The 25,539-nt window shown below is 73.5% G+C and carries 26 protein-coding genes; 11 read left to right on the forward strand and 15 right to left on the reverse strand.

Features of this window, described 5'->3' with window-relative positions; all coding sequences use genetic code 11:
* The first annotated feature begins 32 nt into the window (after window positions 1–32).
* From JD77_RS08460 to JD77_RS08470, 3 genes are read left to right on the forward strand one after another with little or no spacing between them, the layout of a single operon-like run.
* On the forward strand, window positions 33–308 hold the full coding sequence (locus JD77_RS08460; RefSeq protein WP_246140573.1) for a hypothetical protein: 276 nt from the start codon (window positions 33–35) through the stop codon (window positions 306–308).
* A 1-nt stretch (window position 309) separates the two neighbouring features.
* On the forward strand, window positions 310–1,476 hold the full coding sequence (locus JD77_RS08465; RefSeq protein ID WP_145773779.1) for a glutathionylspermidine synthase family protein: 1,167 nt from the start codon (window positions 310–312) through the stop codon (window positions 1,474–1,476).
* Between the two features lie 19 nt (window positions 1,477–1,495).
* Entirely contained in the window at window positions 1,496–2,065 is a 570-nt protein-coding gene (locus JD77_RS08470) for a CGNR zinc finger domain-containing protein (protein WP_145773780.1), read from the forward strand.
* A 39-nt stretch (window positions 2,066–2,104) separates the two neighbouring features.
* Here JD77_RS08470 and JD77_RS08475 read toward each other — a convergent pair whose 3' ends face one another.
* Both JD77_RS08475 and JD77_RS08480 read right to left on the reverse strand, forming a co-directional pair.
* Window positions 2,105–2,911, reverse strand: a complete 807-nt coding sequence (locus JD77_RS08475) for a sugar phosphate isomerase/epimerase family protein (protein WP_211372510.1) — start codon at window positions 2,909–2,911, stop codon at window positions 2,105–2,107.
* 72 nt (window positions 2,912–2,983) lie between these two features.
* The gene (locus JD77_RS08480; RefSeq protein ID WP_145773782.1) at window positions 2,984–3,928 is read right to left on the reverse strand and encodes a Ppx/GppA phosphatase family protein; all 945 of its coding nucleotides are present in this window, start codon (window positions 3,926–3,928) and stop codon (window positions 2,984–2,986) included.
* 74 nt (window positions 3,929–4,002) lie between these two features.
* Here JD77_RS08480 and JD77_RS08485 point away from each other — a divergent pair, with 74 nt between their 5' ends.
* On the forward strand, window positions 4,003–4,812 hold the full coding sequence (locus JD77_RS08485) for a DUF3109 family protein (RefSeq protein WP_145773783.1): 810 nt from the start codon (window positions 4,003–4,005) through the stop codon (window positions 4,810–4,812).
* A gap of 5 nt (window positions 4,813–4,817) precedes the next feature.
* Here JD77_RS08485 and rraA read toward each other — a convergent pair whose 3' ends face one another.
* From rraA to JD77_RS08515, 6 genes are read right to left on the reverse strand one after another with little or no spacing between them, the layout of a single operon-like run.
* Window positions 4,818–5,297: a ribonuclease E activity regulator RraA gene (rraA, locus tag JD77_RS08490; RefSeq protein WP_145773784.1), complete on the reverse strand. Its 480-nt coding sequence runs from the start codon at window positions 5,295–5,297 to the stop codon at window positions 4,818–4,820.
* A gap of 11 nt (window positions 5,298–5,308) precedes the next feature.
* A complete protein-coding gene (locus JD77_RS08495) occupies window positions 5,309–6,514 on the reverse strand; it encodes an MFS transporter (RefSeq protein WP_211372511.1) in 1,206 nt (401 codons plus the stop codon).
* Window positions 6,515–6,907 (reverse strand): universal stress protein, encoded by a 393-nt coding sequence (locus tag JD77_RS08500; RefSeq protein WP_145773785.1) that lies wholly within the window; start codon window positions 6,905–6,907, stop codon window positions 6,515–6,517. It abuts the gene before it with no gap.
* A 55-nt stretch (window positions 6,908–6,962) separates the two neighbouring features.
* Window positions 6,963–8,465 carry a tripartite tricarboxylate transporter permease gene (locus JD77_RS08505; RefSeq protein ID WP_145773786.1) on the reverse strand — a complete coding sequence of 501 codons (1,503 nt, stop codon included), beginning with the start codon at window positions 8,463–8,465 and terminating at the stop codon, window positions 6,963–6,965.
* A complete protein-coding gene (locus JD77_RS08510; protein WP_246140574.1) occupies window positions 8,465–9,082 on the reverse strand; it encodes a tripartite tricarboxylate transporter TctB family protein in 618 nt (205 codons plus the stop codon). Before JD77_RS08510 ends, JD77_RS08505 begins: the two co-directional genes overlap by 1 nt.
* 5 nt (window positions 9,083–9,087) lie before the next feature.
* On the reverse strand, window positions 9,088–10,092 hold the full coding sequence (locus tag JD77_RS08515; RefSeq protein ID WP_145773788.1) for a Bug family tripartite tricarboxylate transporter substrate binding protein: 1,005 nt from the start codon (window positions 10,090–10,092) through the stop codon (window positions 9,088–9,090).
* Between the two features lie 99 nt (window positions 10,093–10,191).
* Between JD77_RS08515 and JD77_RS08520 the strand changes: the two genes are divergently transcribed.
* The 3 genes from JD77_RS08520 (at window position 10,192) to JD77_RS08535 (ending at window position 13,623) form a co-directional block, all read left to right on the forward strand.
* The gene (locus JD77_RS08520; RefSeq protein WP_145773789.1) at window positions 10,192–11,847 is read left to right on the forward strand and encodes a sensor histidine kinase; all 1,656 of its coding nucleotides are present in this window, start codon (window positions 10,192–10,194) and stop codon (window positions 11,845–11,847) included.
* A complete protein-coding gene (locus JD77_RS08525) occupies window positions 11,844–12,518 on the forward strand; it encodes a response regulator (RefSeq protein WP_145773790.1) in 675 nt (224 codons plus the stop codon). Before JD77_RS08520 ends, JD77_RS08525 begins: the two co-directional genes overlap by 4 nt.
* A 247-nt stretch (window positions 12,519–12,765) precedes the next feature.
* Window positions 12,766–13,623, forward strand: coding sequence for an NADPH-dependent F420 reductase (locus JD77_RS08535; RefSeq protein ID WP_246140575.1), 858 nt, complete (start codon window positions 12,766–12,768; stop codon window positions 13,621–13,623).
* Between the two features lie 56 nt (window positions 13,624–13,679).
* On the opposite strand, the gene JD77_RS08540 is transcribed toward JD77_RS08535, so the two are convergent.
* The 3 genes from JD77_RS08540 to JD77_RS08550 form a co-directional block, all read right to left on the reverse strand.
* Window positions 13,680–14,273 carry a hypothetical protein gene (locus JD77_RS08540; protein WP_145777481.1) on the reverse strand — a complete coding sequence of 198 codons (594 nt, stop codon included), beginning with the start codon at window positions 14,271–14,273 and terminating at the stop codon, window positions 13,680–13,682.
* A gap of 413 nt (window positions 14,274–14,686) precedes the next feature.
* Entirely contained in the window at window positions 14,687–15,370 is a 684-nt protein-coding gene (locus JD77_RS08545; RefSeq protein WP_145773792.1) for a response regulator transcription factor, read from the reverse strand.
* A gap of 34 nt (window positions 15,371–15,404) precedes the next feature.
* Window positions 15,405–16,682 (reverse strand): sensor histidine kinase, encoded by a 1,278-nt coding sequence (locus JD77_RS08550; RefSeq protein WP_211372513.1) that lies wholly within the window; start codon window positions 16,680–16,682, stop codon window positions 15,405–15,407.
* Window positions 16,683–16,895: 213 nt separating this feature from the next.
* On the opposite strand from JD77_RS08550, the gene phoU reads away from it, so the two are divergent.
* On the forward strand, window positions 16,896–17,549 hold the full coding sequence (gene phoU / locus JD77_RS08555) for a phosphate signaling complex protein PhoU (protein ID WP_145773793.1): 654 nt from the start codon (window positions 16,896–16,898) through the stop codon (window positions 17,547–17,549).
* A 48-nt stretch (window positions 17,550–17,597) separates the two neighbouring features.
* On the opposite strand, the gene JD77_RS08560 is transcribed toward phoU, so the two are convergent.
* Complete coding sequence (locus JD77_RS08560; RefSeq protein ID WP_145773794.1) at window positions 17,598–18,365, reverse strand: phosphoglyceromutase; 768 nt, start codon at window positions 18,363–18,365, stop codon at window positions 17,598–17,600.
* 149 nt (window positions 18,366–18,514) lie between these two features.
* Between JD77_RS08560 and JD77_RS08565 the strand changes: the two genes are divergently transcribed.
* Window positions 18,515–19,897, forward strand: a complete 1,383-nt coding sequence (locus JD77_RS08565; protein ID WP_145773795.1) for an MDR family MFS transporter — start codon at window positions 18,515–18,517, stop codon at window positions 19,895–19,897.
* A 617-nt stretch (window positions 19,898–20,514) separates the two neighbouring features.
* Here the strand turns inward: JD77_RS08565 and JD77_RS35080 are convergent.
* The 3 genes from JD77_RS35080 to mshA all read right to left on the reverse strand — a co-directional run bounded on the left by JD77_RS35080 (window position 20,515) and on the right by mshA (window position 23,636).
* Window positions 20,515–21,393, reverse strand: a complete 879-nt coding sequence (locus JD77_RS35080; RefSeq protein WP_387227485.1) for a hypothetical protein — start codon at window positions 21,391–21,393, stop codon at window positions 20,515–20,517.
* 289 nt (window positions 21,394–21,682) lie between these two features.
* The gene (locus JD77_RS08575) at window positions 21,683–22,234 is read right to left on the reverse strand and encodes a type III secretion system chaperone family protein (protein WP_145773796.1); all 552 of its coding nucleotides are present in this window, start codon (window positions 22,232–22,234) and stop codon (window positions 21,683–21,685) included.
* Between the two features lie 37 nt (window positions 22,235–22,271).
* Complete coding sequence (mshA, locus tag JD77_RS08580) at window positions 22,272–23,636, reverse strand: D-inositol-3-phosphate glycosyltransferase (RefSeq protein ID WP_145773797.1); 1,365 nt, start codon at window positions 23,634–23,636, stop codon at window positions 22,272–22,274.
* Between the two features lie 202 nt (window positions 23,637–23,838).
* On the opposite strand from mshA, the gene JD77_RS08585 reads away from it, so the two are divergent.
* Both JD77_RS08585 and JD77_RS08590 read left to right on the forward strand, forming a co-directional pair.
* A complete protein-coding gene (locus JD77_RS08585; RefSeq protein WP_145773798.1) occupies window positions 23,839–24,603 on the forward strand; it encodes an SDR family oxidoreductase in 765 nt (254 codons plus the stop codon).
* Complete coding sequence (locus tag JD77_RS08590) at window positions 24,603–25,382, forward strand: class I SAM-dependent methyltransferase (RefSeq protein WP_170286395.1); 780 nt, start codon at window positions 24,603–24,605, stop codon at window positions 25,380–25,382. The genes JD77_RS08585 and JD77_RS08590 overlap by 1 nt, the downstream gene beginning before the upstream one ends.
* Window positions 25,383–25,539: the final 157 nt, after the last annotated feature.

A 25,539-nucleotide genomic window follows, 5' to 3' on the forward strand; every position in this document is an offset into this window, starting at 1 on the left:
CGGGCGTGGCGTCCGTCCGCTACAACGATGTCGTGGAACGACACCCCCGACGCCGGCTCCGCTCGGCAACCGTGCAGCTCGGCGCGATGACCGCCCTGGCGCTCGCCCTCTCCGGCTGCAACATGACATCCGACGACGACGATGACGACGACTGCGCGCTCGGCCCGGCCGGCGGCGGCGGGACCGTCGCGCTGGCGATGCGGGTGCCCGCCGTCGGCGACGCCCCGCGCACCGAACAGCGGCCGGCCGCCACGGTCGTGCCCGAGCGCGGCGGTTTCGGCACCCACCTCGCCTCCTGCGGGGGCTGACGTGCGGCGCGAGGCGGTCACCCCGCGCCCCGACTGGGACGCCACCGTCCGCTCGCAGGGGCTGGTGTACATCGACACCGAGCTGCCCGACGGCGGGGTGATGTCGTACTGGGACGAGACGGCGGCGTACGCGTTCGAGCTGGACGAGGTGCTCCGGCTGGAGGAGGCGACCGAGGAACTGCACCGGATGTCGCTCGCCGCCGCCGCGCACGTCGTCGCCCGCGACCGGTACGCCGAGTTCGGCATCCCGGCCTGGGCGGCCGACGCGGTGGCCCAGTCGCTGCGCGAGGAGCCGCCGACCCTCTACGGCCGCTTCGACCTCTGGTACGACGGGAGCTGGCCCCCCAAGCTGCTGGAGTACAACGCCGACACCCCCACCTCGCTGGTCGAGGCGAGCATCGTGCAGTGGTACTGGCTGGAGGAGACCCGCCCGGAGGCGGACCAGTGGAACAGCCTGCACGAGCGCCTCGTCGCCGCCTGGGCGAGGATCGGCCGGGACCTGCACGAGAAGCAGGTGCACGTGGTCTGGTCGAACGAGGAGGAGTCCGGCGAGGACCAGATCACCGCCGGCTACCTGGCCGAGACGGCCCGACAGGCGGGGCTCCCCGCCGAGCTGCTGCCGATCCAGCGCATCGGCTGGGACGGCCGGCGCTTCGTCGACGCCGCCGACCGGCCCGTCACCACCTGCTTCAAGCTCTACCCCTGGGAGTGGATGCTGGCCGAGCCGTACGGGCCGCTGGCGCTGGACCCGGGCACCCCGACCACCTGGATCGAGCCGGCCTGGAAGCTGCTGCTGTCGAACAAGGCGCTGCTGGCGGTGCTCTGGGAGCTGTACCCCGGGCACGAGTACCTGCTGCCGGCGTACCTGGACTCGCCGCGCGGGATGACCGAGTACGTGGCCAAGCCGCTGCTCGGCCGGGAGGGCGCCTCGGTGCGGATCGTCACCGACGGCCGGGAGATCACCAACCCGGGCATCTACGGTGAGGAGGGCTTCTGTTACCAGGAGTTCCGGGCCCTGCCGGAGTTCGCCGGCAACCGGGCGGTGCTGGGCAGCTGGATCGTCGACGGCGAGTCGGCCGGCGCGGGGGTGCGGGAGAGCCCGAACCTGATCACCGACGGCTACGCGCGGTTCCTGCCGCACTACATCGACGCGCCGCGAATCCCCTGAGTCGTCTACGGTTGAGGGCGTGAACTTCGACGCGTACGCCCGGACCGGCGTCGACCTGGTCAACGCCCGGCTGGACGACCTCGACGACCTGCAGGCCCTCATTCCCGACGAGAGCGCGTGGATGCGCGCCGAGGTGGCGGAGCGGGACCTGGCGATCTTCCGGCGCGCGCAGAAGCGCCTGCGCGACGTCTTCGAGTACGGCACATCGGGCCGGGACACCGAGGCGGTGGCCGAGCTGAACGCGCTGCTGGAGGCGTACCCGGTGCAGCCGCGCATCTCCGGGCACGACTCCAGCGACTGGCACATGCACGTGACCAGCCGGGGCGCGTCGGTCAGCTCGGAATACCTGGCCGGCGCCGTGTGGGGCCTGTCGGTCTGGCTCTGCGAGTACGGCAGCGCCCGGTTCGGGGTGTGCGCCGACGAGCGCTGCGGCAACGTCTACCTGGACACCTCGTCCAACTGCTGCCGGCGGTTCTGCTCGGAACGCTGCGCCACCCGCTCGCACGTGGCCGCGCACCGCGCCCGCAAGCGCGCGGCCGTGGGCGAGCAGGCCGCCGCCCCGGCCGACTCGCTGACCCCGGTCAGCTGATCCCGCCCGCCCGGTCGGCGCTCGGGCGCGAACCGGCGCTCAGGCGTCGACCGGGGACGGGGCGGTGAGGTGGGCGCGGGCGAACTCCAGGGCCTCGCGCAGGTCGGCCTCGCGCACGGCGCGGCTCCTGGCGCCCCGGGTGGTCACCTCGACCGCCACCGAGCCGGTGAAGCCGCGCCCGGCCAGCGAGCGCAGCAGCTCGCCGCAGGGCTGGGTGCCCCGCCCGGGCACCAGGTGCTCGTCGCGCCCCTCGCCGGTGCCGTCGCCCAGGTGGACGTGGGCCAGGCGGTCGCCCATCCGGTCGGCCATCTCGATGGAGTCGGTGTGCGACGCCGCGCAGTGCGACAGGTCGAGGGTGTACGCCGGGTAGCCCGTCTCGGTCGGGTCCCACCCCGGGACGTACGGGACGAACTGCCGGCCGGCCATCCGCACCGGGTACATGTTCTCCACCGCGAAGCGCAGCCCGGGGAACTGCCCGGCGATCCGGTCCAGCCCCTCGGCGAAGTTGCGGGCGTAGTCGCGCTGCCAGGTGAACGGCGGGTGCACCACCACGGTGGGCGCCTCGAGGGTCTCGGCCAGCTCGGCCGCCCTGCGCAGCCGCTCCCACGGGTCGGGGCTCCACACCCGCTGGGTGACCAGCAGGCAGGGCGCGTGGACGGAGAGCACCGGCACGTCGTAGTGCCTGGCCAGCCCGCGCAGCGCGCCGGCGTCCTGGCTGACCGCGTCCGTCCAGACCATCACCTCGACGCCGTCGTAGCCGACCGCCGCTGCCATCTGGAACGCCGCCGCGGTGCGCTCAGGGAAGACCGAGGACGTGGACAGGAGAACCGGGACGCGGGAAGTCACACCTGCCAGGGTAGCCCGCCCCCGTTGCGGCATCGTGACGAGCAGTCGCAAAACCCCCGTAACGCCGCTGGGTCACATCGACCCGAGCTGATCCAGCCGGCGCAGGATGACCCCCTCGCGCAGCGCCCAGGGGCAGATGTCCAGCGACGCCAGGTCGAGCCGGCGCATGACCGCCTCGGCGACCAGCGCCCCGGCCAGCAGCTGGTGGGCGCGCCCGGCGCTCACCCCCTCCAGCTCCGGCAGCTGCCGGGGCGGGATGTGCCGGACGAAGCCGAGCACCTGCCGCAGGCCGTCGCGGGTGAGGCTGCGCCGGGCCCAGAGCCCCGCCCGGGACGGGGCCGCCCCGGCGAGCCGGGCCAGCGTGCGGAACGTCTTCGAGGTGGCGACCGGCCGCTCCCAGCCCACGTCGGCCATCTTCCCGACCACCGGGTCGAGCAGTTCGTCGACGTACTCCCGCAGCTCCTCGACGGCCTCGGGCGGCGGGGGCACGGCGCTGGCCGGGTCGATCCGGAGCCGGTCCCGGCTCAGCCGCCCGGCGCCGAGCGGCAGCGACACGGCGACGTCCGGCTCCTCGTCGATGCCGGCCGCGATCTCCAGCGACCCGCCGCCGATGTCCAGCGCCAGCAGCCGCCCCGCCGACCAGCCGAACCACCGCCGGACCGCGAGGAACGTCATCCGCGCCTCGTCCGCGCCGGAGAGCACCTCCAGCCGTACGCCGGTCTCCTCGCGCACCCGGGCCAGCACCTCACCCGCGTTGGTGGCGTCGCGCACGGCGGACGTGGCGAACGCGAGCAGGTCGTCGACGGCCAGGCCGGTGGCCGCCTCCCGGGCCGCGGCGATCGCCCTGACCAGGCCCTCCGCGCCCGCCTCGGTGAGCGCCCCGGCCGGGCCGATCTGCTCGGCCAGCCGGAGCACCACCTTCTCCGAGTGCGCCGGCCACGGGTGCGCCCCGGGGTGGGCGTCGACCACCAGCAGGTGCACCGTGTTGGAACCGACGTCGAGGACTCCCAGTCGCATGGTGACGACACTAGGGCCTGGCCGGATGGGCGGCTCGCCGGTGGGAACCCGGCACCGGGCGTACGCTGGGCCGGGTGACGGGCCAGATGGAGCTGCGGGTGCTGGTGGACGACCCCGACGATCCGCGCAGCCGCGAGGTGGAGCTGGACTTCCCGCGGGAGTGGATCGAGTTCGTCGACCCGGCCGACGCGAAGCACGTCGTCCGGGCGGACCTGACCTGGCTGTTGTCCCGCTGGACGTGCCTGTTCGGGAAGGGCTGCCACGGCATCATCGCCGGCCGGGCGGCGGACGGCTGCTGCTCGCACGGTGCGTTCTTCACCGACTCGGACGACGAGAAGCGGGTCCGGGCCGCGGTGAAGCGGCTCACCCCGCAGACCTGGCAGCACTACCGGCGCGGGTTCAGAAACTGGACCGAGAACGACACCGTCGACGGCAAGACCCCGGCCCGGCGCACGGCCACCCGGGACGCCGACTCCCCGTGCGTCTTCCTCAACGACGCCGACTTCCCGGGCGGGGGCGGCTGCGCCCTGCACGCCCAGGCGCTGCGCGACGGGGCGCACCCGCTGGAATACAAGCCGGACGTGTGCTGGCAGCTGCCGATCCGGCGGGACCAGGATTGGCAGAAAAGGCCGGACAACACGAAGGTGCTGGTCTCCACGCTGTCGGAGTTCGACCGGCGGGGTTGGGGGGCCGGCGGGCACGACCTGGACTGGTGGTGCACCTCGTCGACGGACGCGCACGTCGGCGCCGAGCCGATGTACGTCTCGTACGGCCCGGAGCTGACGGCGCTGATCGGCGCGCCCGCGTACGAGGAGCTGGCCGCCCTGTGCGCGGCCCGGCTGCGCCAGGGCCAGGTCGCCCCCCACCCCGCCACCGAGGGCTGACTGCCCTACGCCCGCGCGGGCAGGACGACGATGCCGTCGTCGTCGCTGTAGACCTCCGCGCCGGGCGCGAAGACGCAGCTGCCGAAGAACACCGGCACGTCCCGCTCGCCGGCACCGGTCTTGCCGCTCTTGCGCGGATTCGAGCCGAGCGCCTTGATGCCGATGGGCAGCGTCCGCAGGGCGGCGACGTCGCGGACCGCGCCGTTGATCACCACGCCCGCCCAGCCGTTCTCCGCCGCGGCCCCGGCGATGAGGTCGCCCATCAGGGCGGTGTGCAGCGAGCCGCCGCCGTCCACCACCAGGACCCGGCCCTCCCCCGATTCGGAGACGATCGACTTCACCAGGGCGTTGTCCTCGAAGCAACGCACGGTCACGGCCGGCCCGCCGAAGGCCCGGACGGCGCCGAACTGGCGCAGTTGGGCGTCGCACGAGCCGAGAACGTCGCCGTACCGGTCGTAGAGGTCGGCGGTCGAGGGCGTGTCCATGGTGGGTCCTTTCAGTCAGGGTCGGTTTCGGGATCCGCGGGCGGCGAACGGTGCAGGCCGGTGGCGGCGACCGCCGCGCCGGCCAGCCCCGCCGCGGTGCAGGCGAGCACCCCGGCCGCCCCGGCGCCGGCCGCCAGGACGCCGGCGGCGCTGGGGATCAGCACCTGGCCGAGCCGGTTGCCGGTGAGCCGCAGGGACATCGCCCGGCCGCGCAGCCCGGGCGGCGCCACCTCGGCGAGGAACGACATGGTCAGCGGCTGGCCGGCACCGAGCCCGAGGCCGGCGACAGTGACGACCACGGCCATCGCCCAGAACGGCAGCGGCGGCAGCAGCAGCGCGAGGCCGGCGGCGGAGAGGGCGACGGTGCCGACGAGCAACGCGCGCCGGCCGACCAGCGCGACCAGCCGGCCGAGCCCCAGCCGGGACGCCATCGACGCGACCGCGCGCAGCCCGAGCAGCAGGCCGATCGAGCCGGCGGCGATGCCCCGTTCGGCGCCGAGGGCGGGCAGGTAGACCAGGGTGATGTCGACCGCCGCCAGGACGACGCAGCTGACCGTGAGGGCGCGCACCAGCCCGGGCTGGCGGAGCAGGTCGCGCATCCCGCCGGCGCCCGGCCCGGCGGCGGCCCGGTGGTGCCCGGACGGGCGGAGGAACGCGGCGGCCACCAGCAGCGGCAGGGCGAGCGCGGCGGCGCCGAGGAAGATCGCCCGGGTGTCGGGGATCGGGCGGTCCCCGCCGAAGACCACGATCAGGCCGGGGCCGAGCGCCTGGCCCAGGGACGCGGCGAAGGTGTAGTAGCCGAACGCGGCGTCGTACCGGTCGGCCGGGGTGCGGTTGGCCACCAGCGCCTGCTGGGCCACCACCGCGCAGAGGTGGGCGGTGCCGAGCAGCATAGTGGCCACCACCAGGCCGGCCACGGAGCCGGCGAGCAGCACGAAGCCGACGCCGGCGGCGGCGAGCAGGGCCGACCCGGCGAGCGCCACCCGGCGCTCGCCGAACCGGTCGACGGCGTGCCCGGAGGGCACGGCCAGCACCAGCGGTACGACGGCGAAGCTGGCCCCGAGCACGCCCAGCCAGGCCCCTGGCACGTCCAGCTCCAACGCCCGGTACGCGGACGCCGGCCGGAGCATGAAGGTGACCGCCTGCACCACGATCGTGTGCGTGAGCAGCAGCGCGGTCTGGGCGCGTCCGGGGACCCTCGGGCCACCGGACGCCACTCAGTCCACCTTCACCGCGAGCACCGGGCAGGGCACCCGGAGCAGGATCTCCTGCGCGGCCGACCCCATGATCAGCTTGCCCACCGGGGTGCGGTGCCGGATGCCGATCACCACCAGCGAGACGTCCTCCGCCTCGACGATGTCGACGATCTCCTCGGCGGCGTCCCGGCCCCGTACGAGCTGCCGGACGCTGTGCGGCACCCCGGCGGCGGTCAGCTCGCGGGTCACCCGGTCCAGGTCGTGCTCCTGGGCCAGACGCGGGTCAACGTACGCGTCGCCGCGCGAGGTGTTCACCACCAGCACCGGCTCGTCCCGGAACCGCGCCTGCTCGATCGCCGCCCGCAGGGCTGCCTCACCGAGCGCCGAGGGCACATACCCCACCAACACCGTCACAGCGCCACCTCGATTCGCGACTGCGGGGCTCGCAAGATCGGCTCACTCCGCGCGCTCACGCTGTCACCATCCTCTGCCGAAGGGGACGTACCACGAACCGGCGGAGCAGCGGCCAGAGCAGCGCGATCGCGATCGTGGCGTAGATCAGCCAGGACACCCATCCGCCGATCAGGCCGTGCAACTCGCCGCCGGAGAGCTGCAGCGCCCGCCGGCCCTGCAACTCGGCGCGCGGGCCGAGGATGAGGCCCACGATCAACGGCAGTACCGGCAGGCCGAAGCGGCGCATGCCGAAGCCGAGCAGGCCGAGGGTGAGCAGCAGGAACAGGTCGAACGGCTGGGCGTTGACCGCGTACGCGCCCATCGTGGCGAAGAAGATGATCCCGGCGTAGAGGTACGGGCGCGGAATCCGCAGCAGGCGCGCCCAGGCCGGGGCGAGCGGCAGGTTGAGCACCAGCAGCAGCAGGTTGCCGACGAAGAGACTGGCGATCAGTGTCCAGACGAGGGTGGACTCCCGCGTGAACAGCAGCGGGCCGGGCTGGATGCCGTACTGCTGGAAGGCGGCCAGCATCACCGCGGCGGTGGCGTTGGTGGGCAGGCCGATGGCCAGCATCGGCACCAGGGTGCCGGCGGCGGAGGCGTTGTTGGCCGCCTCCGGCCCGGCGACGCCCTCGATCGCGCCCCGGCCGAACTCGTCCTTGTGCTTGGAGAGCTTCTTCTCCGTCGCGTACGACAGGAAGGTGGGGATCTCCGCCCCGCCCGCCGGCAACGCGCCGAACGGGAACCCGTACGCGGTGCCCCGCAGCCACGGCTTCCACGACCGCTTCCAGTCCTGCTTGCCCATCCACGGCTGGCCGACCGGGATCACCTCGCCCGCCTTGCGGCGCAGGTGCGCGGCGATCCACAGCGCCTCGCCCACGGCGAAGATGCCGACCGCCACCACGACCACGTCGATGCCGTCGGCGAGCTGCGGGATGCCGAAGGTGAGCCGCTGCTGACCGGTCTGGTCGATCCCGATCACGCCGATGACGAGACCGATCAGCAGCGAGGCGAAGCCGCGCACCCGGGACGCGCCGAGCACCGCGGTCACCGCGATGAACGACAGCAGCATCAGCGCCAGGTAGTCCGGCGCACCGAGGCTGACCGCGAACGCCACCACCGGCGGCATGACCAGGACGAGCGCCAGGGTGGCGATGGTGCCGGCGACGAACGAGCCGATCGCGGCGGTGGCCAGCGCCTGGGCGGCCCGGCCCGCCTTCGCCATCTTGTTGCCCTCGATCGCGGTCACCACCGACGACGACTCGCCCGGGGTGTTGAGCAGGATCGAGGTGGTCGAGCCGCCGTACATGCCGCCGTAGAAGATGCCGGCGAACATGATGAACGCCTGGGTGGGCTCCATCCCGTAGGTGACCGGCAGCAGCAGCGCCACCGTCATCGCCGGACCGATGCCCGGCAGCACGCCGACGGCGGTGCCGATGGTCACGCCGAGCAGCGCGATCAGCAGGTTCATCGGGGTCACCACGTTGGCGAACCCGTCGAGCAGATTGCCCAGGTTGTCCATCACAGGATCCCTTGCAGTACGCCGGCGGGCAGGTTGACCCCGAGCCCGATGGCGAACGTGTAGAACGTGACCAGCGACAGCGCGACGGCGATCAGCAGGTTCCGGACGTAGTGGCGGTTGCCCAGCGCGTACGCGGAGCCCCAGAAGAGGATCGTCCCGCTGATCACCCAGCCGAGCCGGTCGATGAGCACGGCGTTGACCAGGAACGCGCCGATCAGCAGCAGCACCGTCCGCCAGTCGATCGGGGTGGTCAGGTCGACGTCCTCGCCGGCCTCCGGCTCACCGACGCCGCCCCGGAACACGTCCACCGCGTAGATCGCCGCGACGACGAGCAGCAGCACGCCGAGCAGGATCGGCACCGGCTTCGGGCCGATCGGGTCGGCCGCGTTCACCGCGTGCCCGATGCGCGTCGCCTCGACGATGACGAAGCCGCCGAGCAGGGCCAGGAACGCGCAGACGCCGTACTGGGCGCGGTCGGGGTGCCGGGCCGGCTCGGTCGCCACCGCCGGTTCCGGGGAGCCGGCCGGCGGCACGTCGTCCGCCGCCGGCCGGTCCGGCTCAACTTCGGGGTACGGCCGGGGCGGCGCGTCGCCGCCCCGACCCGAACCGGTCGTCATGCCGGTCATGCCAGCCCGAGCTGCTTGAGCAGTTCGGCCACCGTCTTGTCCTGCTCGGTGAGGAACGCGCCGAAGGCGTCACCGGTGACGAAGGCGTCGGTCCAGCCGCGCTTGGCCAGTTCGGCCTTCCACTCGGCGGAGTCGTGCATCTTCGTCAGCACGTCGATCCACACCTTCTTGTCGGCGTCGCTGATGCCGGGGGGCGCCACGATCCCGCGCCAGTTGGTGAACACCAGGTCGATGCCGGACGCCTTCAGCGTCGGGACGTCCTTGAGCGCGTCGATCGGGGCCTCGCTGGTCACCGCGAGGACGCGGATCTGGCCGGCCTCGACCTGGTCGAGGAACTCGCCGAAGCCGCTGGCGCCGAAGGCCACCTTGTTGCCGAGCAGGGCCGGCAGCAGCTCGCCGCCGCCGTCGTACGAGACGAAGTTGACCTGGCGGGGGTCGATGCCGACGGTCTTGGCGAGCTGCATCGGCAGCAGGTGGTCCGGGCCGCCGGGCGACGAGCCGCCGCCGACCGCGATCTTCTTGGGGTCGGCCTTCCAGGCCGCGACCAGGTCGCCGATGGTCTTGTACGGCGAGTCCTTCGGCACCACGATGGCGCCGGCCTCCTCGATCAGCTTGGCCAGCGGGGTGGTCTGGGTCAGCGTGGCCGCCGACTTCGAGGTGTACGAGGCACCGACGACGCCCAGGCCCATCTGCATGGCCAGCTTGCCGTTGCCCTTCTCGTTCACCGTCCGCTGGAGGCCCACGGTGCCGCCCGCGCCCGGCAGGTTGAACACCTGCACGCCGGTGGCGATCTTCGCGTCCTCCATCACCTTCGCGGCGGTCCGGGCGGTGGTGTCGTACCCGCCGCCCGGGGTGTTGGGAACCATGATCCGCAGCCCGGCGACCGGCTTGCCGTCGCCGGCGCCGTCATTGCTCTTGTCGGCGGTGGCGCCGCAGCCGCCGAGGGCGATCGCCGCGGCGGCGGCAACACCCATGACCAGCGCGTTTCTCCGAGTTGCCATCTTGTTTCTCTTCCGTTTCGGTGGGGTCCGGCGGCAAGATAGTGGCCTCCCGGCAGGCCCCACGTCTGCCTTCTGTTCCCAGCGGAAGTTGAGGTCTTTGTGGTCGCGGTCACGTCCCGGCGCCGTACGCTCGCCGGGCAGCTGCTCGTCCTCCAGCTCGCGATCATCGTCGTGGTGCTGGTGGCGGTGGCGGCCGTGTCGCTGGCCCAGTCCGCGGCGACCTTCAACCGGATCGAGGGGCGCCGGGTCGCCGCCCTCGGCGAGCAGCTCGCCGTGAGCCCGCTGCTGCGCGAGCGGCTCGGTCAGCCGGGCGCCGGGGAGATCATCGCCCCGTTGGTGCAGACCACCGCGACCCAGTCCAGCGTCACCTCGGTGACCGTGGCGGACCACCGGGGCCGGGTGATCAGCTCGACCGATCCGACCCTGGTGGGGAGCCCGCTGGTGCTCGGCGACCCGGACGTGACGCGGGGGCGGGGCTGGTCCGGCGAGCTGGAGATCGGCGGCTCCCGGGAGCTGGTGGCGCAGGTGCCGGTGCTCGGCGCCGACCCGGACAGGAAAAACGTCGGCCGGTACCTGGGCGTGGTGGTCGTCGGTGAGGCGTCGCCGACCTGGTCGGAACGGCTGGTCGGGGCCTCGTCCTACCTCCTGACCTACCTGGGCATCGCCAGCGGGCTCGGGGTGGTCGGGTCGTGGCTGCTGGCCCGGCGGATCAAGCGGCAGACCCTGGGCCTGGAGCCGCGCGAGATCGCCGGGCTGGCCGAGCACCGGGAGGCGCTGCTGCACGGCATCGCCGAGGGCGTGATCGCGCTCGACCCGCATCACCGCGTCACCCTGGTGAACGCGGTCGGCCGCCGGCTGCTCGACCTGCCCGAGGACTGTATCGGCCGCAGCCTCGCCGACCTGCGGATCTCCGGGCGACTGCGAGACGTGCTGGCCGGCACGGGCGGCCCGGAGGCCCGCGACGAGGTGGTCGTCCGTGGTGGCCGGGTGCTGGTGATGAACCGGATGACGGTGGTCAAGGACGGCCGCCGGCTCGGCTCGGTGACCACCCTGCGGGACCGCACCGAGCTGGCCCGGCTGGAACAGGAGCTGGGCTCGTTCCGGAGCACCACGGAACTGCTGCGCGCGCAGACCCACGAGTTCGCCAACCAGCTGCACACCATCTCCGGGCTGATCCAGATCGGCGAGCACGACGAGGTGGTCCGGTACGTCGACGCGCTGAGCCAGCACCGGGCGTCGCTGGACCTCACCGTCACCAGCCGGATCCACGACACGGCGGTCGCCGCGCTGCTCATGGCCAAGTCGGCGGTCGCCGCCGAGCGTCGGGTGGAGCTGCGGATCTCGGAGCGGACCGGGCTGGACCGGCTGCCGCCGGAGCTGTCGGCGGACGTCGCCACCGTGCTCGGCAACCTGGTGGACAATGCGGTCGAGGCGGTGGCGGGCGCCCGGGAGGCGGGCGGCGATCCGGCGGAGCGCCCCGCCTGGGTGGAGGTCGAGCTGCGCCAGGACGCCTCGTCGGTCGAGATCGTGGTCCGGGACTCCGGGCCGGGGGTCGCCCCCGAACTGGCCCAGGAGGTGTTCACCCACGGCTTCACCACGAAGGCCGCGCAGGGCGGCGAACGCGGCATCGGGCTGGCGCTCACCCGGCTGGTGTGCAAGCGCCGGGGCGGCGAGGTGGCGGTGCGCAACACCGAGGAGGGCGCGATGTTCACCGCCCGGATGTCGGCGTCCGCCGCGTTGGAGGGGGTCCGATGATCGACGTACTGGTCGTCGACGACGACTTCATGGTCGCCCGCATCCACCGGGGGTTCGTCGAGCGCCTCCCTGGCTTCCGGGTGGTCGGCACGGCGAGCACCGGCGAGCAGGCGATCGCGGCGGTGGACGAGCTCCGTCCCGACCTGGTGCTGCTCGACCTCTACCTGCCGGACATGTTCGGCCTGGACGTGGTGACCCGACTGCGCGCGGCCCGGCACGACTGCGACATCCTGGTGATCAGCGCGGCACGGGAAGCCGAGGCGGTCCGGCGCTCGGTCCGCTACGGCGCGGTCAACTACCTGCTCAAGCCCTTCCACTTCGACGAGCTGCGGACCCGGCTGGAGCAGTACGCGGGCCGGCGCACCGCCTTGCGCGCCGCCGTCGTCAGCGACCAGGCCGACGTCGACCGGGTGCTGTCCCGCACCGCCGCGCACATCCCCACCTCGGCGCTGCCCCGCGGCCTCAGCCCGGAGACCGCCGAGCTGGTGGAACGCGCCCTGCGTGAGCACTCCGGCACGCTCTCGGCCGCCGAGTGCGCCGACCGGGTCGGCATCTCCCGGGTCAGCGCGCGCCGCTACCTGGAGCACTTCTCTGACACGGGGCGGGCCGAGGTGACGCTGAAGTACGGCGTGGCCGGCCGCCCCGAGCGCCGCTACGCCTGGGTGGCCTGATCGACCAACGCGCGGGCGCTGCGCTTGGCCGCCTCGGCCAGCGCGGGATCGCCGTCGAGCACCCCGCCGGCCAGGCCGCCGTCGAGCAGCAGGGTGAGCTGGCGGGCCAGCAGCGCCGGATCGGCCCCCCGGCCCTCCGGGCCAGGTCGGTCACCCAGGCCCGGACCAGGTTCTTGTGTTCGACCGTACGGGCGTGGACCGGGCTGCCGGCGGGCGACTCGGCGGCGGTGTTGATGAAGGCGCAGCCGTGGTAGCCCTCCCGACGGCAGGCGCCGGCGAGCGCGTCGAACATGCCGACGAGCTGCTCGCGCGGGTCGTCGCCGGTGTCCCGGGCGGCGGCCCGCAGCGCCCCGAACCACGCCTGGTCGACCTTGTCGAGGTACGCCAGCACCAGGTCGTCCTTGCTCGGGAAGTGCTTGTAGAGGGGCGCCCACCGAGGACGGGATTCGACATGCGCATCGCAGTACTGGGCACCGGCATGGTCGGACGGGCGATCGCCGCACGGGCGGCGGAGCTGGGGCATGAGGTCACCGTCGGCACCCGCGACGTGGCGGCGACCCGGGCCGGCGACTGGGCCGACTGGGCGGCCTCCCACCCCCGCGTCGGCCTGGCCGGCCACGCCGACGCCACCCGCGGGTCCGAGTTGGTGGTGAACGCGACCAGCGGCGCGGGCTCGCTTACCGCGCTCGCGGCGGCCGGCGAGGAGAACCTGGCCGGCAAGGTCCTGCTGGACATCGCCAACCCGCTCGACTTCGGCAACGGCTTCCCGCCCACCCTGTCGGTGCTCAACGACGACTCGCTGGGCGAGCGGATCCAGCGGGCCTTTCCGCGCACCCGGGTGGTGAAGGCCCTCAACACGCTCACCGCAGACTTGATGACCCACCCGCGGCAGCTCGCGGACGGGGACCACAGCGTGTTCGTCTGCGGCGACGACCCGGACGCCAAGAAGACGGTCGCCGAACTGCTCGCCGACTTCGGCCACACCGACGTGATCGACCTAAGCGACATCACCACCGCCCGCGGCACCGAGATGCTGCTGCCGCTCTGGCTGCGCCTCTACGGCAAGCTCGGCACCGGCATCTTCAACATCAAGGTCGTTCGCTGACGCCGCTGGCCGGCACCCGTGTGGGGGTGCCGGCCGGCGGCTGTTCGTTATGCGGGTCAGCTGTTCCAGTACTGGGCGACCAGGTCGGCGGCCTGCTGCTCCCACTGCGCGTACGCGTCCGGGTACGCCGACACCTGCACCGTCTGCGCGGCCTCGGTCAGCGGCATGTCCTGCCACCCGTCGACCTGCCGCAGACCCTTCAGGAACGCGGTCGTCGAGTACTCCGGGTCGGTGATCTGCTCCGGGGTGCCCCAACCCGACGACGGCCGCTGCTGGAACAGGCCCAGCGAGTCGTGGTCGTTGGCGTCACCCAGGTGCCCCAGGTTCTCCAGCTTCGACTCCTGCAGGCTGGTGGCAATCGAGATCACCGCCGCCCGCTCCGGCAGACCGGCCTTCTTCGTCGCCGCGATGATCGCCTTCGCGTTCGCGGTCTGCTCGTCGTTCAGGGCGATACGCGACTGCTGGCCCTGCACACCGTGCGGGATCAGCTTGCCGCTGTCGGGCTTGTCGGCCTGCACCACGGCAACCGGCTTCGCCTCGACCGGCGAGGCGGTGGTGGTGCTCGTGGCGTGCAGCGGACCAGCGGCCAGCCCACCGGCGAACGCCAGACCAGCAACACCGAGAACGCTCTTACGCAGCATCGTGTTCATCATGATCAAAGCTCCATTCGGGGGTCGGCGCACACCGCCAAGGGGGCCGGGCAGGCGTGCGCAAGCACCGTCAGGCGCTCGAAAGCTCGAAAGGGGGAAGAGTTTCCGGCCGGTGCGACCGCGGGGCAGGGGGTGCCTCGTCACGGGCGCCGGGACCGCGGGGCAGGGGGTGCCTCGTCACGGGCGCCGGGACCATGTACAACGACCGGCGGCCCGCCATCATTCCCGGGGGCCCGGGTCACCCCAACCCGTGGGGCGCCCTCCTCGGCCGTGCACCCGTGTTCAACGCCCCCACCCCGGCCGATTCCGCCCCCACGATGCCGGGTCGGGTGGTCCACCCCATGTCGGCGACATGGCGGCATCCGCAGGGCTCGGACACCGCCATGTCGCCGACACCGAGTTGATCAAGCCCGTCACGGCTCGAACTTGTAGCCCAGCCCCCGGACGGTGACGATGAAGCGCGGCGCGGACGGCTCCGGCTCGATCTTCGAGCGCAGCCGCTTGACGTGCACGTCCAGCGTCTTGGTGTCGCCGACGTAGTCCGCGCCCCAGACCCGGTCGATCAACTGCCCCCGGGTGAGCACCCGGCCGGCGTTGCGCAGCAGCAGCTCCAGCAGCTCGAACTCCTTCAGCGGCAACTGGACGGCGGCTCCGTCGACCGTGACGACGTGCCGCTCGATGTCCATCCGCACGGGGCCGGCGGCGAGGGTCGGCGCGCCCGGCTCGGCGGCCTCGACGCTCTGCCGGCGCAGCACGGCCCGGATCCGGGCGACCAGCTCGCGGGGCGAGTACGGCTTGGTCACGTAGTCGTCCGCCCCGATCTCCAGGCCGACCACCTTGTCGATCTCGCTGTCCCGCGCGGTGACCATGATGATCGGCACGTGCGAGCGCTGGCGGAGCTGCCGGCACACCTCGGTGCCGGACATCTCGGGCAGCATCAGGTCGAGCAGCACGATGTCGGCGCCGGCCCGGTCGAACTCGGTGAGGGCGGACGGGCCGGTGGCCGCGACCGAGACCTCGAAACCCTCCTTGCGGAGCATGTACGACAGGGCGTCGGAGAACGACTCCTCGTCCTCGACCACCAGAACGCGGCTCAACACATTTCCTTTCATTGCGGTCAGGGTTCCGGAGTCAGGCCGGACCGGCCTCGATCCCACCGGACGACGGTGTCGGCGGGAGGGCGTCCGGCGGAAGTGCGGGCAGCCGGAGGGTGAACGTCGACCCACCACCAAGAGTGCTCGACACCTCGACCCGTCCGCCATGGTTGCTCGCGATGTGTTTGACGATCGCCAGGCCCAGCCCGGTGCCCCCCGTCGCCCGGGAACGGGCCTGGTCTGCGCGGTAGAACCGCTCGAAGATCCGTTCGAGGTCCGTCGGCGCGATGCCGATCCCCTGGTCGGCGACGGCGATCTTGACGTGGTCGTCGTCGGCCCGGGCGGTGATCCGGACCATGGTGTCCTCGCCCGAGTAGTTGACGGCGTTCTCGACCAGGTTCGCCACGGCCGTGGCGATCTGGGTGTCGCTGCCGTACACGGTCAGGCCGCGCTCCCCCTCGGTCACCACCTCGACCCGGCGGGCCGCCGCGGTGGTGCGCGTACGGTCGACGGCCTCGGCGACGACCCAGTCCACGGCGACCGGCTCCGGCACGGGCTGCGGCTCGGCCCCCTGGAGCCGGGTCAACTCCAGCAACTCCTGCACCAGCCGACCCAGGCGGGTCGACTCGTGCTGGATGCGTTCGGCGAACCGGCGCGCGGCGACCAGGTCCGCGGAGAGGTCGGGGGCCGCGCCGGCCGGCTCGGTGGCGTCCAGCAGCGCCTCGGCGAGCAGTTGCAGCGCGCCGATCGGTGTCTTCAGCTCGTGGCTGACGTTGGCCACGAAGTCCCGGCGTACCCGGGCCAGCCGGTGCGCCTCGGTGACGTCGGCGGCCTCCACGGCGACGCACCCGCCGCCGATCGCCATCGCCCGCAGGTGGACGCCGAGCGGGTCGGGGCCGACGTTGTCGCGGCCGCGCGGCAGGTCCAGCTCGATCTCGCGCCGCACGCCGGTCCGCCGCACCTGCCCCGCGAGGGTACGGATGAGCGGGTGCGCGGCCACCGAGCCGGGCGTCGGTCCGGTGCGGAGCAGGCCCATCGCCCGGGCGGCCGGGTTGACGAGGACGGGCACGTCGTCGGGCCCGAGCACCACGACGCCCGCCCGCAGCGAGTCAACCGTCCTGCGGCCGAGGCCGGAAAGCTGGGCCTGCTGATCGTCGACCACTGCGGGCCTCCCCCTGGTCCCGAGCCGGAGTCCGGTCCCGCCCGCGCTGGGGGCACGGCGTCGCCACGCCCGCACGAGGGAGGGCAGCAGCGACCCGACGGCCAGCCCGGCCACCAGGGCCAGGACCACCGCCACCGTCACCGCCCACTCCACGCGGCGATCGTATGGTCATCGTTCATCTTGGCTCCGCCCAGAAGGGGACGAACCACCCTCGCTTTCGGCAATGTTCACTCACCCGTCCCGCGTCGTTCACCACCGTTCACCTCTGGTCACCTCCCCCGGCCTACGGTTGGTCGCGCACCTGCTCAACCACCGCGCCGGGTCCCGACCACCGGGTCCGGCGGCCACCGACCACAGGACGTGATGATGCGCGACGAGTTCCGGGCCGACCTGCACACCGTCAGCCAGCTGCTGGTGGACATGGCGGAGGGGGTCCGCGCGGCGATGCGCGAGGCGACCCGCGCCCTGCTGACCGCCGACCGCCAGGCCGCCGAGACCGTGATCGAACGGGACGCCGAGATCGACGACCTGTACCGGCACGTCGAGGAGCGGGTCTGCGACCTGCTCGCCCGGCAGGCCCCGGTCGCCTCCGACCTACGGGCGATGATCACCGCCCTGCACGTCGCCGCCGATCTGGAACGGATGGGCGACCTGGCCGACCACGTGGCCAAGACGGCTCTGCGCCGGCACCCGTCGCCGGCCGTCCCGGCGGAGCTGCGGCCGGTCTTCACCGACATGGCGGGAATCGCGGACCGGATGGCGGTGAAGATCGGCTCGGTGCTGGCCAAGCCGGACGCCGACCTCGCCGCCGAGCTGGACCGCGACGACGACACCATGGACGACCTGCACAAGAGCCTGTTCGGGGTGCTGCTCGGCGACGACTGGCCGTACGGGGTGGAGACGGCGATCGACGCCACCCTGCTCGGCCGCTTCTACGAGCGGTTCGCCGACCACGCGGTGAACTGCGGTGAGCACGTGGTCTACCTGATCACCGGGCAGGCCGCCCCGTCGGCGGGCTGAGCACCCGAGGCGAGGGCCCCCCGCCGCGGCGGGGGGCCCTCGGTCGCGTCAGCGGCCCTGGTTGGCGACCGCGGCGGCGGCCTTCTTGGCGGCGGCCGGGTCGAGGTACGTCCCGCCCAGGGTGAGCGGGCGTAGGTGCGGGTCCAGGTCGTAGCGCAGCGGGATCCCGGTCGGGATGTTCAGCTTGGCGATCGCGTCGTCGCTGATCTGGTCGAGGTGCTTGACCAGGGCGCGCAGCGAGTTGCCGTGCGCGGCGACCAGCACCGTCCGGCCGGCCAGGATGTCGGGCACGATCGAGTCGTACCAGTAGGGCAGCATCCGCTCGACGACGTCCTTCAGGCACTCGGTACGCGGCATCAGCTCCGTCGGCAGCAGCGCGTACCGGGGGTCGCCCACCTGCGACCACTCGTCGTTGTCGTCGATGGGCGGCGGCGGGGTGTCGTACGATCGGCGCCAGAGCATGAACTGCTCCTCGCCGTACTCGTCGAGGGTCTGCTTCTTGTTCTTGCCCTGCAGGGCGCCGTAGTGCCGCTCGTTGAGCCGCCACGACCGGCGCACCGCGATCCAGTGCCGGTCGGCGGCGCTCAGCGCCAGTTCGGCCGTGCGGATCGCCCGGCGCAGCACGCTCGTGTGCACCACGTCCGGCAGCAGGTTGTGCTCGCGCATCAGCGCGCCGCCGCGCCGTGCCTCGTCCTCCCCCTTCTCGGTCAGGTCGACGTCGACCCAGCCGGTGAAGAGGTTCTTGGCGTTCCAGTCGCTCTCGCCGTGCCGCAACAGGACCAGCGTCCCCACGGTGGGCCCCTCGCTCGCAGTCATGCCGATCATCCTGCCGCACGCCGCGCCGGGACACGCGGGGACCGGCGGTGACGACCACCACGTGGAAAAGCCGGTGACCGGCGTTCCCGCCCGACACTAGTTTGTAAGGCGCTACAAATAGATCGGTCATTACCGAAGCGGGGGCGGACGTGCGCACGACGCAGGGTTGGTTCCGGGACACCACCGGCGGCTTACCGAGGACGTTCTGGTACCTGTGGACGGGCACCCTGATCAACCGGCTCGGCTCGTTCGTCCTGGTCTTCCTGGCCATCTACCTGACGCAGGAGCGCGGCTTCGACGAGCTCCAGGCCGGCATGGTGCTCGGCCTGTGGGGCGTCGGCGGGGCGGTCGGCACCACGCTGGGCGGGACGCTCACCGACCGGTGGGGCCGGCGGCCGACGCTGCTCACCGCCCACCTCGGCGCGGCGAGCATGATGCTCACCCTGGGCTTCGCCCGGGACCTCTGGGCGGTCGCGGTCGGGGCGCTGCTGCTCGGCCTGTTCGCCGAGGCGGCCCGCCCGGCGTTCGGCGCCATGATGATCGACGTGGTGCCGGAGCGGGACCGGCTGCGCGCGTTCTCGCTCAACTACTGGGCCATCAACCTCGGCTTCGCCAGCGCGGCGATCCTCGCCGGGCTCGCCGCCGAGGCCAGCTACCTGCTGCTCTTCGTGGTCGACGCGGGCACCACCGTGGTCACCGCCGCGGTCATCTTCCTGAAGGTGCCGGAGACCCGGGCCGTGGCCGTGGCCGCGCCGGGCGGCGCCGGGGCGGGGCGGCCCCGCGGCGCGCTGCGCACCATCGTCACCGACCGGGTCTACCTGGGCTTCGTGGCGCTCAACCTGCTCGGCGCGCTGGTCTTCCTCCAGCACATCTCGATGCTGCCGATCGCGATGGGCGAGGACGGGCTCGCCCCGACCACGTACGGGACGGTCATCGCGCTCAACGGGGTGCTGATCGTGGCCGGGCAGCTCTTCGTCCCGCGGCTGATCCGGGGGCGCAGCCGCTCGCACGTGCTCGCCCTGGCCGCCCTGGTGATGGGCGTCGGCTTCGGCCTGACCGCGTTCGCCGACGCCGCCTGGCTCTACGCGATGACCGTGCTGATCTGGACCGTCGGCGAGATGCTCAACTCGCCGTCCAACTCCACCCTGATCGCGGAGCTCTCCCCCGCCGCCCTGCGCGGCCGGTACCAGGGCGTGTTCTCGCTGTCCTGGCAGATCGCCGGGGCGAGCGCCCCGATCCTCGGCGGCCTGGTCCGCCAGCAGGCCGGCAACGCGACGCTCTGGCTGGGCTGCGCCGCGATCGGCGCCCTCATCGCCGTCGCGCACCTGGTCTCCGGGCCGGCCCGGGAGCGGCGCGCCGTCGCGCTGCGCCCGCCGGCCGCGCCGGTCGGCGAGGTGCGGCCCCCGGCGCCGCAGCCGGCCGAGGCCGCGGCCACCGCGCCCGCCGAGCCGATCGAGCCGGCCGCCGAGGGGTACGCCCCGGACGCCACCGACCCCGGCCGGCGCCCGGTCGCCCCGGTCGGGGCGCGGTGACCGGCGACACGCTGGCGCTCCCTACCGTCGGCGCCGGCACGGTTCCCAAACCTAACTGGAGGTCGGGGTGCAGGCCCTGCGGCGCTGGTGGCACGACACCTGGTCACCTGCTCGCCGGGCCGCCCCGGCAGCGCCGCGTCGCGGCCCTGCGCCGGGCCGCCACAGCGGGCCCAGCCCGCCGCGCAGCCGGTCGCTCACCGATGAGCCCGCCGCGCAGCCGGTCGCTAACCGATGAGCTCCCTGGACAAGGCAAAGCGCCCACCTCGACCCGTGGGCCGTGATGGGCGCTCGCATCGTGCCCCGGCGGCGGCGGGCGACACTCACCCCCGTAAGCGTCGCCCGCTCGCGCCGCCGGTCCAACGGGCGGCACCGTCCCCCAACGGTGGGCTCCACCCGTCCCCCACGCCTCACCCGTGCACGGATCTGATCGATCCGCCGCTCCCCCGAACGTTTCCGAGCGTGGCGCGGTGCAATAAAGTTTATTCGCCCTGATTGCGGATTCAACCTGGATCGGCTGTCTCGCCGGTCACAACACCGCCGTCCGATACCGGCCTTCCGCTTCGTCGGGCTCGTTGTTGGCCAACAGCGTCTACCCGCTCGCCATTCCCGCAAACACGTCAGGCGTCCTCGCGATGCGGGGCCTCCGTACGGAAGAAGTTGCTCTGCCGGCCGTCGCGCATCTGCTCCTGGTAGATGAGGTTCACCGCGCGCTCGTCGAACGTCCGGAACCAGTCGTCCCAGCTGACCTCCCGGACCCGGCTGCTCTCCCGGTAGCCCGGCATGTTGAACGTCAGGACGCCCGGCCGGCCTTCCCGCTCGGTGCCGGCGATCGTGGCCGGGCGAGCGTTGCGCTCCTGCGCCCAGCGCCGGATCACGTCGTGGTTGGTCGTCACCAGGCTGCGCCCCGGACGCTCCGGCCGGTCCTCGAGGGAGGTGATCACCTGAGACGAGCGCACCGACCGGGAAGACGCCGGGCCGGTCCTGGTGCCGGTCCGCGCGCCTGGCCCGGTCGCCGCCTTCCGCGCCGGCGCGGCAGCCGCCCGTTGGCCGCGTCCCCCCGTCGTCGCCTTCGCCGCCGCGGCCCTCTTCGCCGGGGCTGCCTTCCTGGCGGGGGCCTTCTTCGCCGCCGTCTTCCTCGTGGGTGGCGCCTTCTTCGCCGCCGCCTTCCTGGTTGGCGCCTTCTTCGCGGCAGCGGTCTTCGCCGCCGCCTTCCTCGCGGGCGCCGTCTTCGCCGCCGTCTTCCTCGCGGGCGCCTTCTTCGCCGGGGCCGCCCGCTTCGCCGCGGCCTTCTTCGCAGGCGCCTTCTTCGCGGGAGCCGCCTTCTTGGCCGCCGCCTTGCGCGCGGGGGCCGGCGCCGCCTTCGCGCGCGCCGTCGTCGTCTTCCGGGCGCCCCCGGCGGCCTTCCGCGCGCCGGCCGCGGCCTTCTTGCCGGGCGCCCGGCCCGCCGGCCCGGTCGCGCCCCGCGCCGCGCCTCCCGCCCGGCCCTCGGCGCGCAGCGTCCGGGCCAGGGTCTTCACCAGTTCCGGCTTGCGCAGGGCGGAGATCCCGGAGACGCCCCGCCGCCGCAACTGGCCACGGATGTCGTCCACCCTCATCCGGGAGATCTCCGACTCGGAGATCTGCGGGGTGCTCGGCGTCTGGTTGCCCGCCTGCCGCTTGGTCGCGGTCGCAGTCCCGCCGCGACCTGAGCTGTTCCGCTGAGCCATGGGACGCTCACGCTCCTCGACAGTCCGTCCTCGGCGCGCGGTCGGTCCCAGTGCCGCACCGCGCGGTGCGGCATACCCGTCAGGACGGCTCCGAACCTCCATCCGGTGACTTACCTGCCGCCGCTGCCCCCGAGGCGGACGAGGGCTCGAAGAGATGGGCGAACGCGGCGAGATTGGCCGTCGACTCGCCACGGCTGACCCGCCACTCCCACTCCCGCCGGATGGCGGTGCCGAAGCCGATCTCCAGCATGGTGTCGAAGGACTCGTCGGCGTACGTCAGCACGGCGCCGAGCAGGCGGTCCAGTTCGTCCTCGTCCAGCCCGGCTAGGTTGACGCGGCCGGTCAGGTAGACGTCGCCCACGGCGTCGATCGAGAAGGACACCCCGTACATCCGGGCGTTGCGCCGCAACAGCCAGGCCCACAGCTCCTCGCGCCGCTCGTCCGGCTGGCGCATCACGAACGCCTCGATCCGCAGCGCGTGCTCGCCGACGATCAGGTTGCAGACCGTCTTCAGCTTGTGCGTGCCCGGCAGGGTGACCGCGTACGACGCCTCGCCCGTCGACTCGGCGGCGAGCTCCCGCTCGGCGCAGACCGACTCGACCAGGGCGGCCACTTCGCTCTTCCGGCTCATCCGGCCCACTCTACGAGCGCGCCCCTCCGCGCACCCCTCACCAGGAGCAGGTGAGGGCCGGGTCGCCGGCGAGGCTGCTGGCCAGCCGGCCCCGGTACTCGGCGATCGCCTCGCCGTACACCCCGAGCAGGCGGGTCACCGTGCGGTCCCAGGAGAAGTTGCGGGCGTGCAGCTGCGCGCCCCGGCCCAGCGCGGCCCGGCGGGCCCGGTCGGGCAGCAGCCGCGCCAGCGTACGGGCCCAGTCGACCGGGTCGTGGCCGTCGATGAGCACGCCGCTGACCTGGTCCTGGACGGCGGTGACCAAACCACCGACGGCGGCGGCCAGCACCGGGGTGCCGCACGCCTGGGCCTCCAACGCGACCAGCCCGAACGACTCGTTGTGCGACGGCACCGCGACCAGGTCGGCGGCCCGGTACACGGCCGGCAGGTCGTCGCCGGTGCACGGCGGCAGGAAGCGCACCCGGTCCGCGACGCCGAGCGAGGCGGCCAGCTCGATCAGGGCGGTGGGCCGGTCGAGCCCACTGCCGCTGGGGCCGCCGACGATCACCACGGTCAGCTCCTCGGTGAGCCGGGGATCGCGCTCGCGCAGGGCGGCGGCGGCGCGGATCAGCACGTCGGGCGCCTTCAGGGGCTGGATGCGGCCCACGAAGGCCACCACGTACCCCCCGGTGGGCAGCCCCAGCCGGCGGCGGGCGGCCAGCGCCGCCGCGTGCCGGTCCCCGGCGGCGGGGCGGAACCGGTCCAGGTCCACGCCGGGCTCGACCACGGCGACCCGGGCCGGGTCGGCGTCGTACCGGTGCAGCAGGTCGCGGGCCTCGACCCGGGTGTTGGCGACCAGCCGGTCGGCCTCGGCCACCACCTGCTCCTCGCCGATCACCCGGGCCTTCGGCTCGGGCCGGTCGCCGGCGGCGAGCTGTGCGTTCTTCACCTTGGCCAGGGTGTGCGCGGTGTGCACCAGCGGCACTCCCCAGCGCTCCTTGGCCAGCCAGCCGACCTGCCCCGAGAGCCAGTAGTGGGAGTGGATCAGGTCGTAGTGGCCCGGCGCGCGGGCCGCCTCGGCGCGCAGCACCCCGGCCGTGAACGCGCAGAGCTGCGCGGGCAGCTCCTCCTTGGTCAGCCCTTCGAGCGGGCCGGCGGTGACGTGCCGGACGTGCACGCCCGGGGCCATCTCGACCACCGGCGGCAGGTCGCCGGAGGTGGCCCGGGTGAAGATCTCCACCTCGACGTCGGCCTCGGCCAGCCGCCGGGCGACCTCCAGGATGTAGACGTTCATGCCGCCCGCGTCGCCCGTCCCGGGCTGGTGCAGGGGCGAGGTGTGCACCGAGAGGGTGGCGATGCGCCGTGGCCGCGGCCACGGCCGGGCGCCCCGCTGACGACCGACACCGGTGTGCAATTCCGCCACGTCCGCTCCCTCTGTCACGGTTGCTGCCGTCCCGCACGACCGGCGCTCTCTCGGTCAACTCGCGCGCCGGATGTCATCTTCCCCATCGGGCACGGGAAATGCGTGCGGGCGCCCCCCGGGCGTGACGGACCTCATCACGGTCGCCGCCCGCCGGGCAGGTCCCGGGGGCGAGGGGTCGGCCCACCCGGGCGACAATGGTCCGATGACCTCCGTCGCGATCGTCACCGGCGCGTCCAGCGGGATCGGCGCCGCCACCGCCCGCCGGCTGGCCGCCGAGGGATTCCACGTGCTCGCCGCCGCCCGCCGCACCGACCGGCTCGCCGAGCTGGTCGCCAAAATCGAGGCGGCCGGCGGCGCCGCCACCGCCGTCGAGTGCGACGTGACCTCGGACGGGTCGGTGGCGCGCCTGGCCGAGGCCGCCGCGGCCGCCCCCGGGCCGGTCACGCTGCTGGTCAACAACGCCGGCGGCGCGCGGGGGCTCGACCCGGTGGAGTCCGGCTCGGTGGGCGACTGGCAGTGGATGTACGACGTCAACGTGCTCGGCACGCTGCGGGTCACCCAGGCGCTGCTGCCCGCGCTGGAGGCGTCGGGTGCCGGGACGATCGTGATCGTCTCCTCCACGGCGGGCTTCGTCGTGTACGAGGGCGGGGGCGGCTACAGCGCCGCCAAGCACGCCCAGACCGCTGTCGCCGGCACGCTGCGCCTGGAGCTGTGCGGCCGGCCGGTCCGGGTGGTCGAGATCGACCCGGGCATGGTGAAGACCGAGGAGTTCGGGGTGGTCCGCTTCGACGGCGACGCCGAGCGGGCGTCGGCCGTCTACGCCGGGGTCGCCGAGCCGCTGGTCGCCGAGGACGTCGCGGACTGCATCGCGTGGTGCGCCACCCGCCCGCACCACGTCAACGTCGACCGGCTCGTGGTGCGCCCGCTGGCCCAGGCCGCCCAGCACAAGGTGCACCGGGTGACCTGATGAAGCCGCAGGGCGTCGTCACGCGCGGGACGACGAATCCCAACCGCCTGCGCCGGGTGGACAACTGGATCGTCGAGACCTGCGGCGACCGGCTGCGGTCCGCGCCGGACCCGCTGGTGGTGGACCTGGGCTACGGCGGCACCCCGGTCACCGCCGTGGAGCTGCGGGCCCGGCTCGCGGCCGGGGTCCGCGCCGACGTACGGGTCGTCGGGCTGGAGATCGATCCGGTACGCGTGGCCGCCGCCCAGCCCGCCGCCGACCCGCCGGGGCTCACCTTCGCCCGGGGCGGGTTCGAGCTGGCCGGGCTGCGCCCGGCGCTGGTCCGCGCGGGCAACGTGCTCCGCCAGTACGACGAGGGCGAGGTCGCGGCCGCCTGGCGGACGATCACGGAGCGGCTGGCCCCGGGCGGGCTGCTGGTGGAGGGCACCTGCGACGAGCTCGGCCGCCTCGGCGGGTGGCTGCTGATCGACGCGGACGGCCCTCGCACGCTCACCCTGGCCGCGAAGCTCACCACCCTGACGAGTCCCGCCGAGCTGGCCGAGCGGCTGCCGAAGGCGCTGATCCACCGCAACGTCCCCGGCGAGCCCGTCCACGACCTGATCCGCGTCCTGGACGACGCCTGGCGCGCCGCCGCCCCGTACGCGCCCTTCGGCCCGAGACAGCGCTGGCTGCGCACGCTCGCAACGGTCCGCGACGCGGGCTGGCCGCTCCTGGGCGGCCCCCGCCGCTGGCGCCACGGCGAGCTCACGGTCCCCTGGTCCACGGTCGCCCCCCGCTAGCTCCCGCGATCTTGCACTTTGTGCCCCCGGTTCGGGGCTTTCATCCCTTATGTCGGGGCGGAAACTGCAAGTCACCCGGTCTTTTCGGGACGCCTCGCAGGCGTGAAAATGGTGGACAGGTCGCCCGCCGACGCCGATCGATCTTGGTCTAGTTGAG

The sequence above is a fragment of the Micromonospora olivasterospora genome (assembly GCF_007830265.1).
GTDB classification, from domain to species: domain Bacteria; phylum Actinomycetota; class Actinomycetes; order Mycobacteriales; family Micromonosporaceae; genus Micromonospora; species Micromonospora olivasterospora.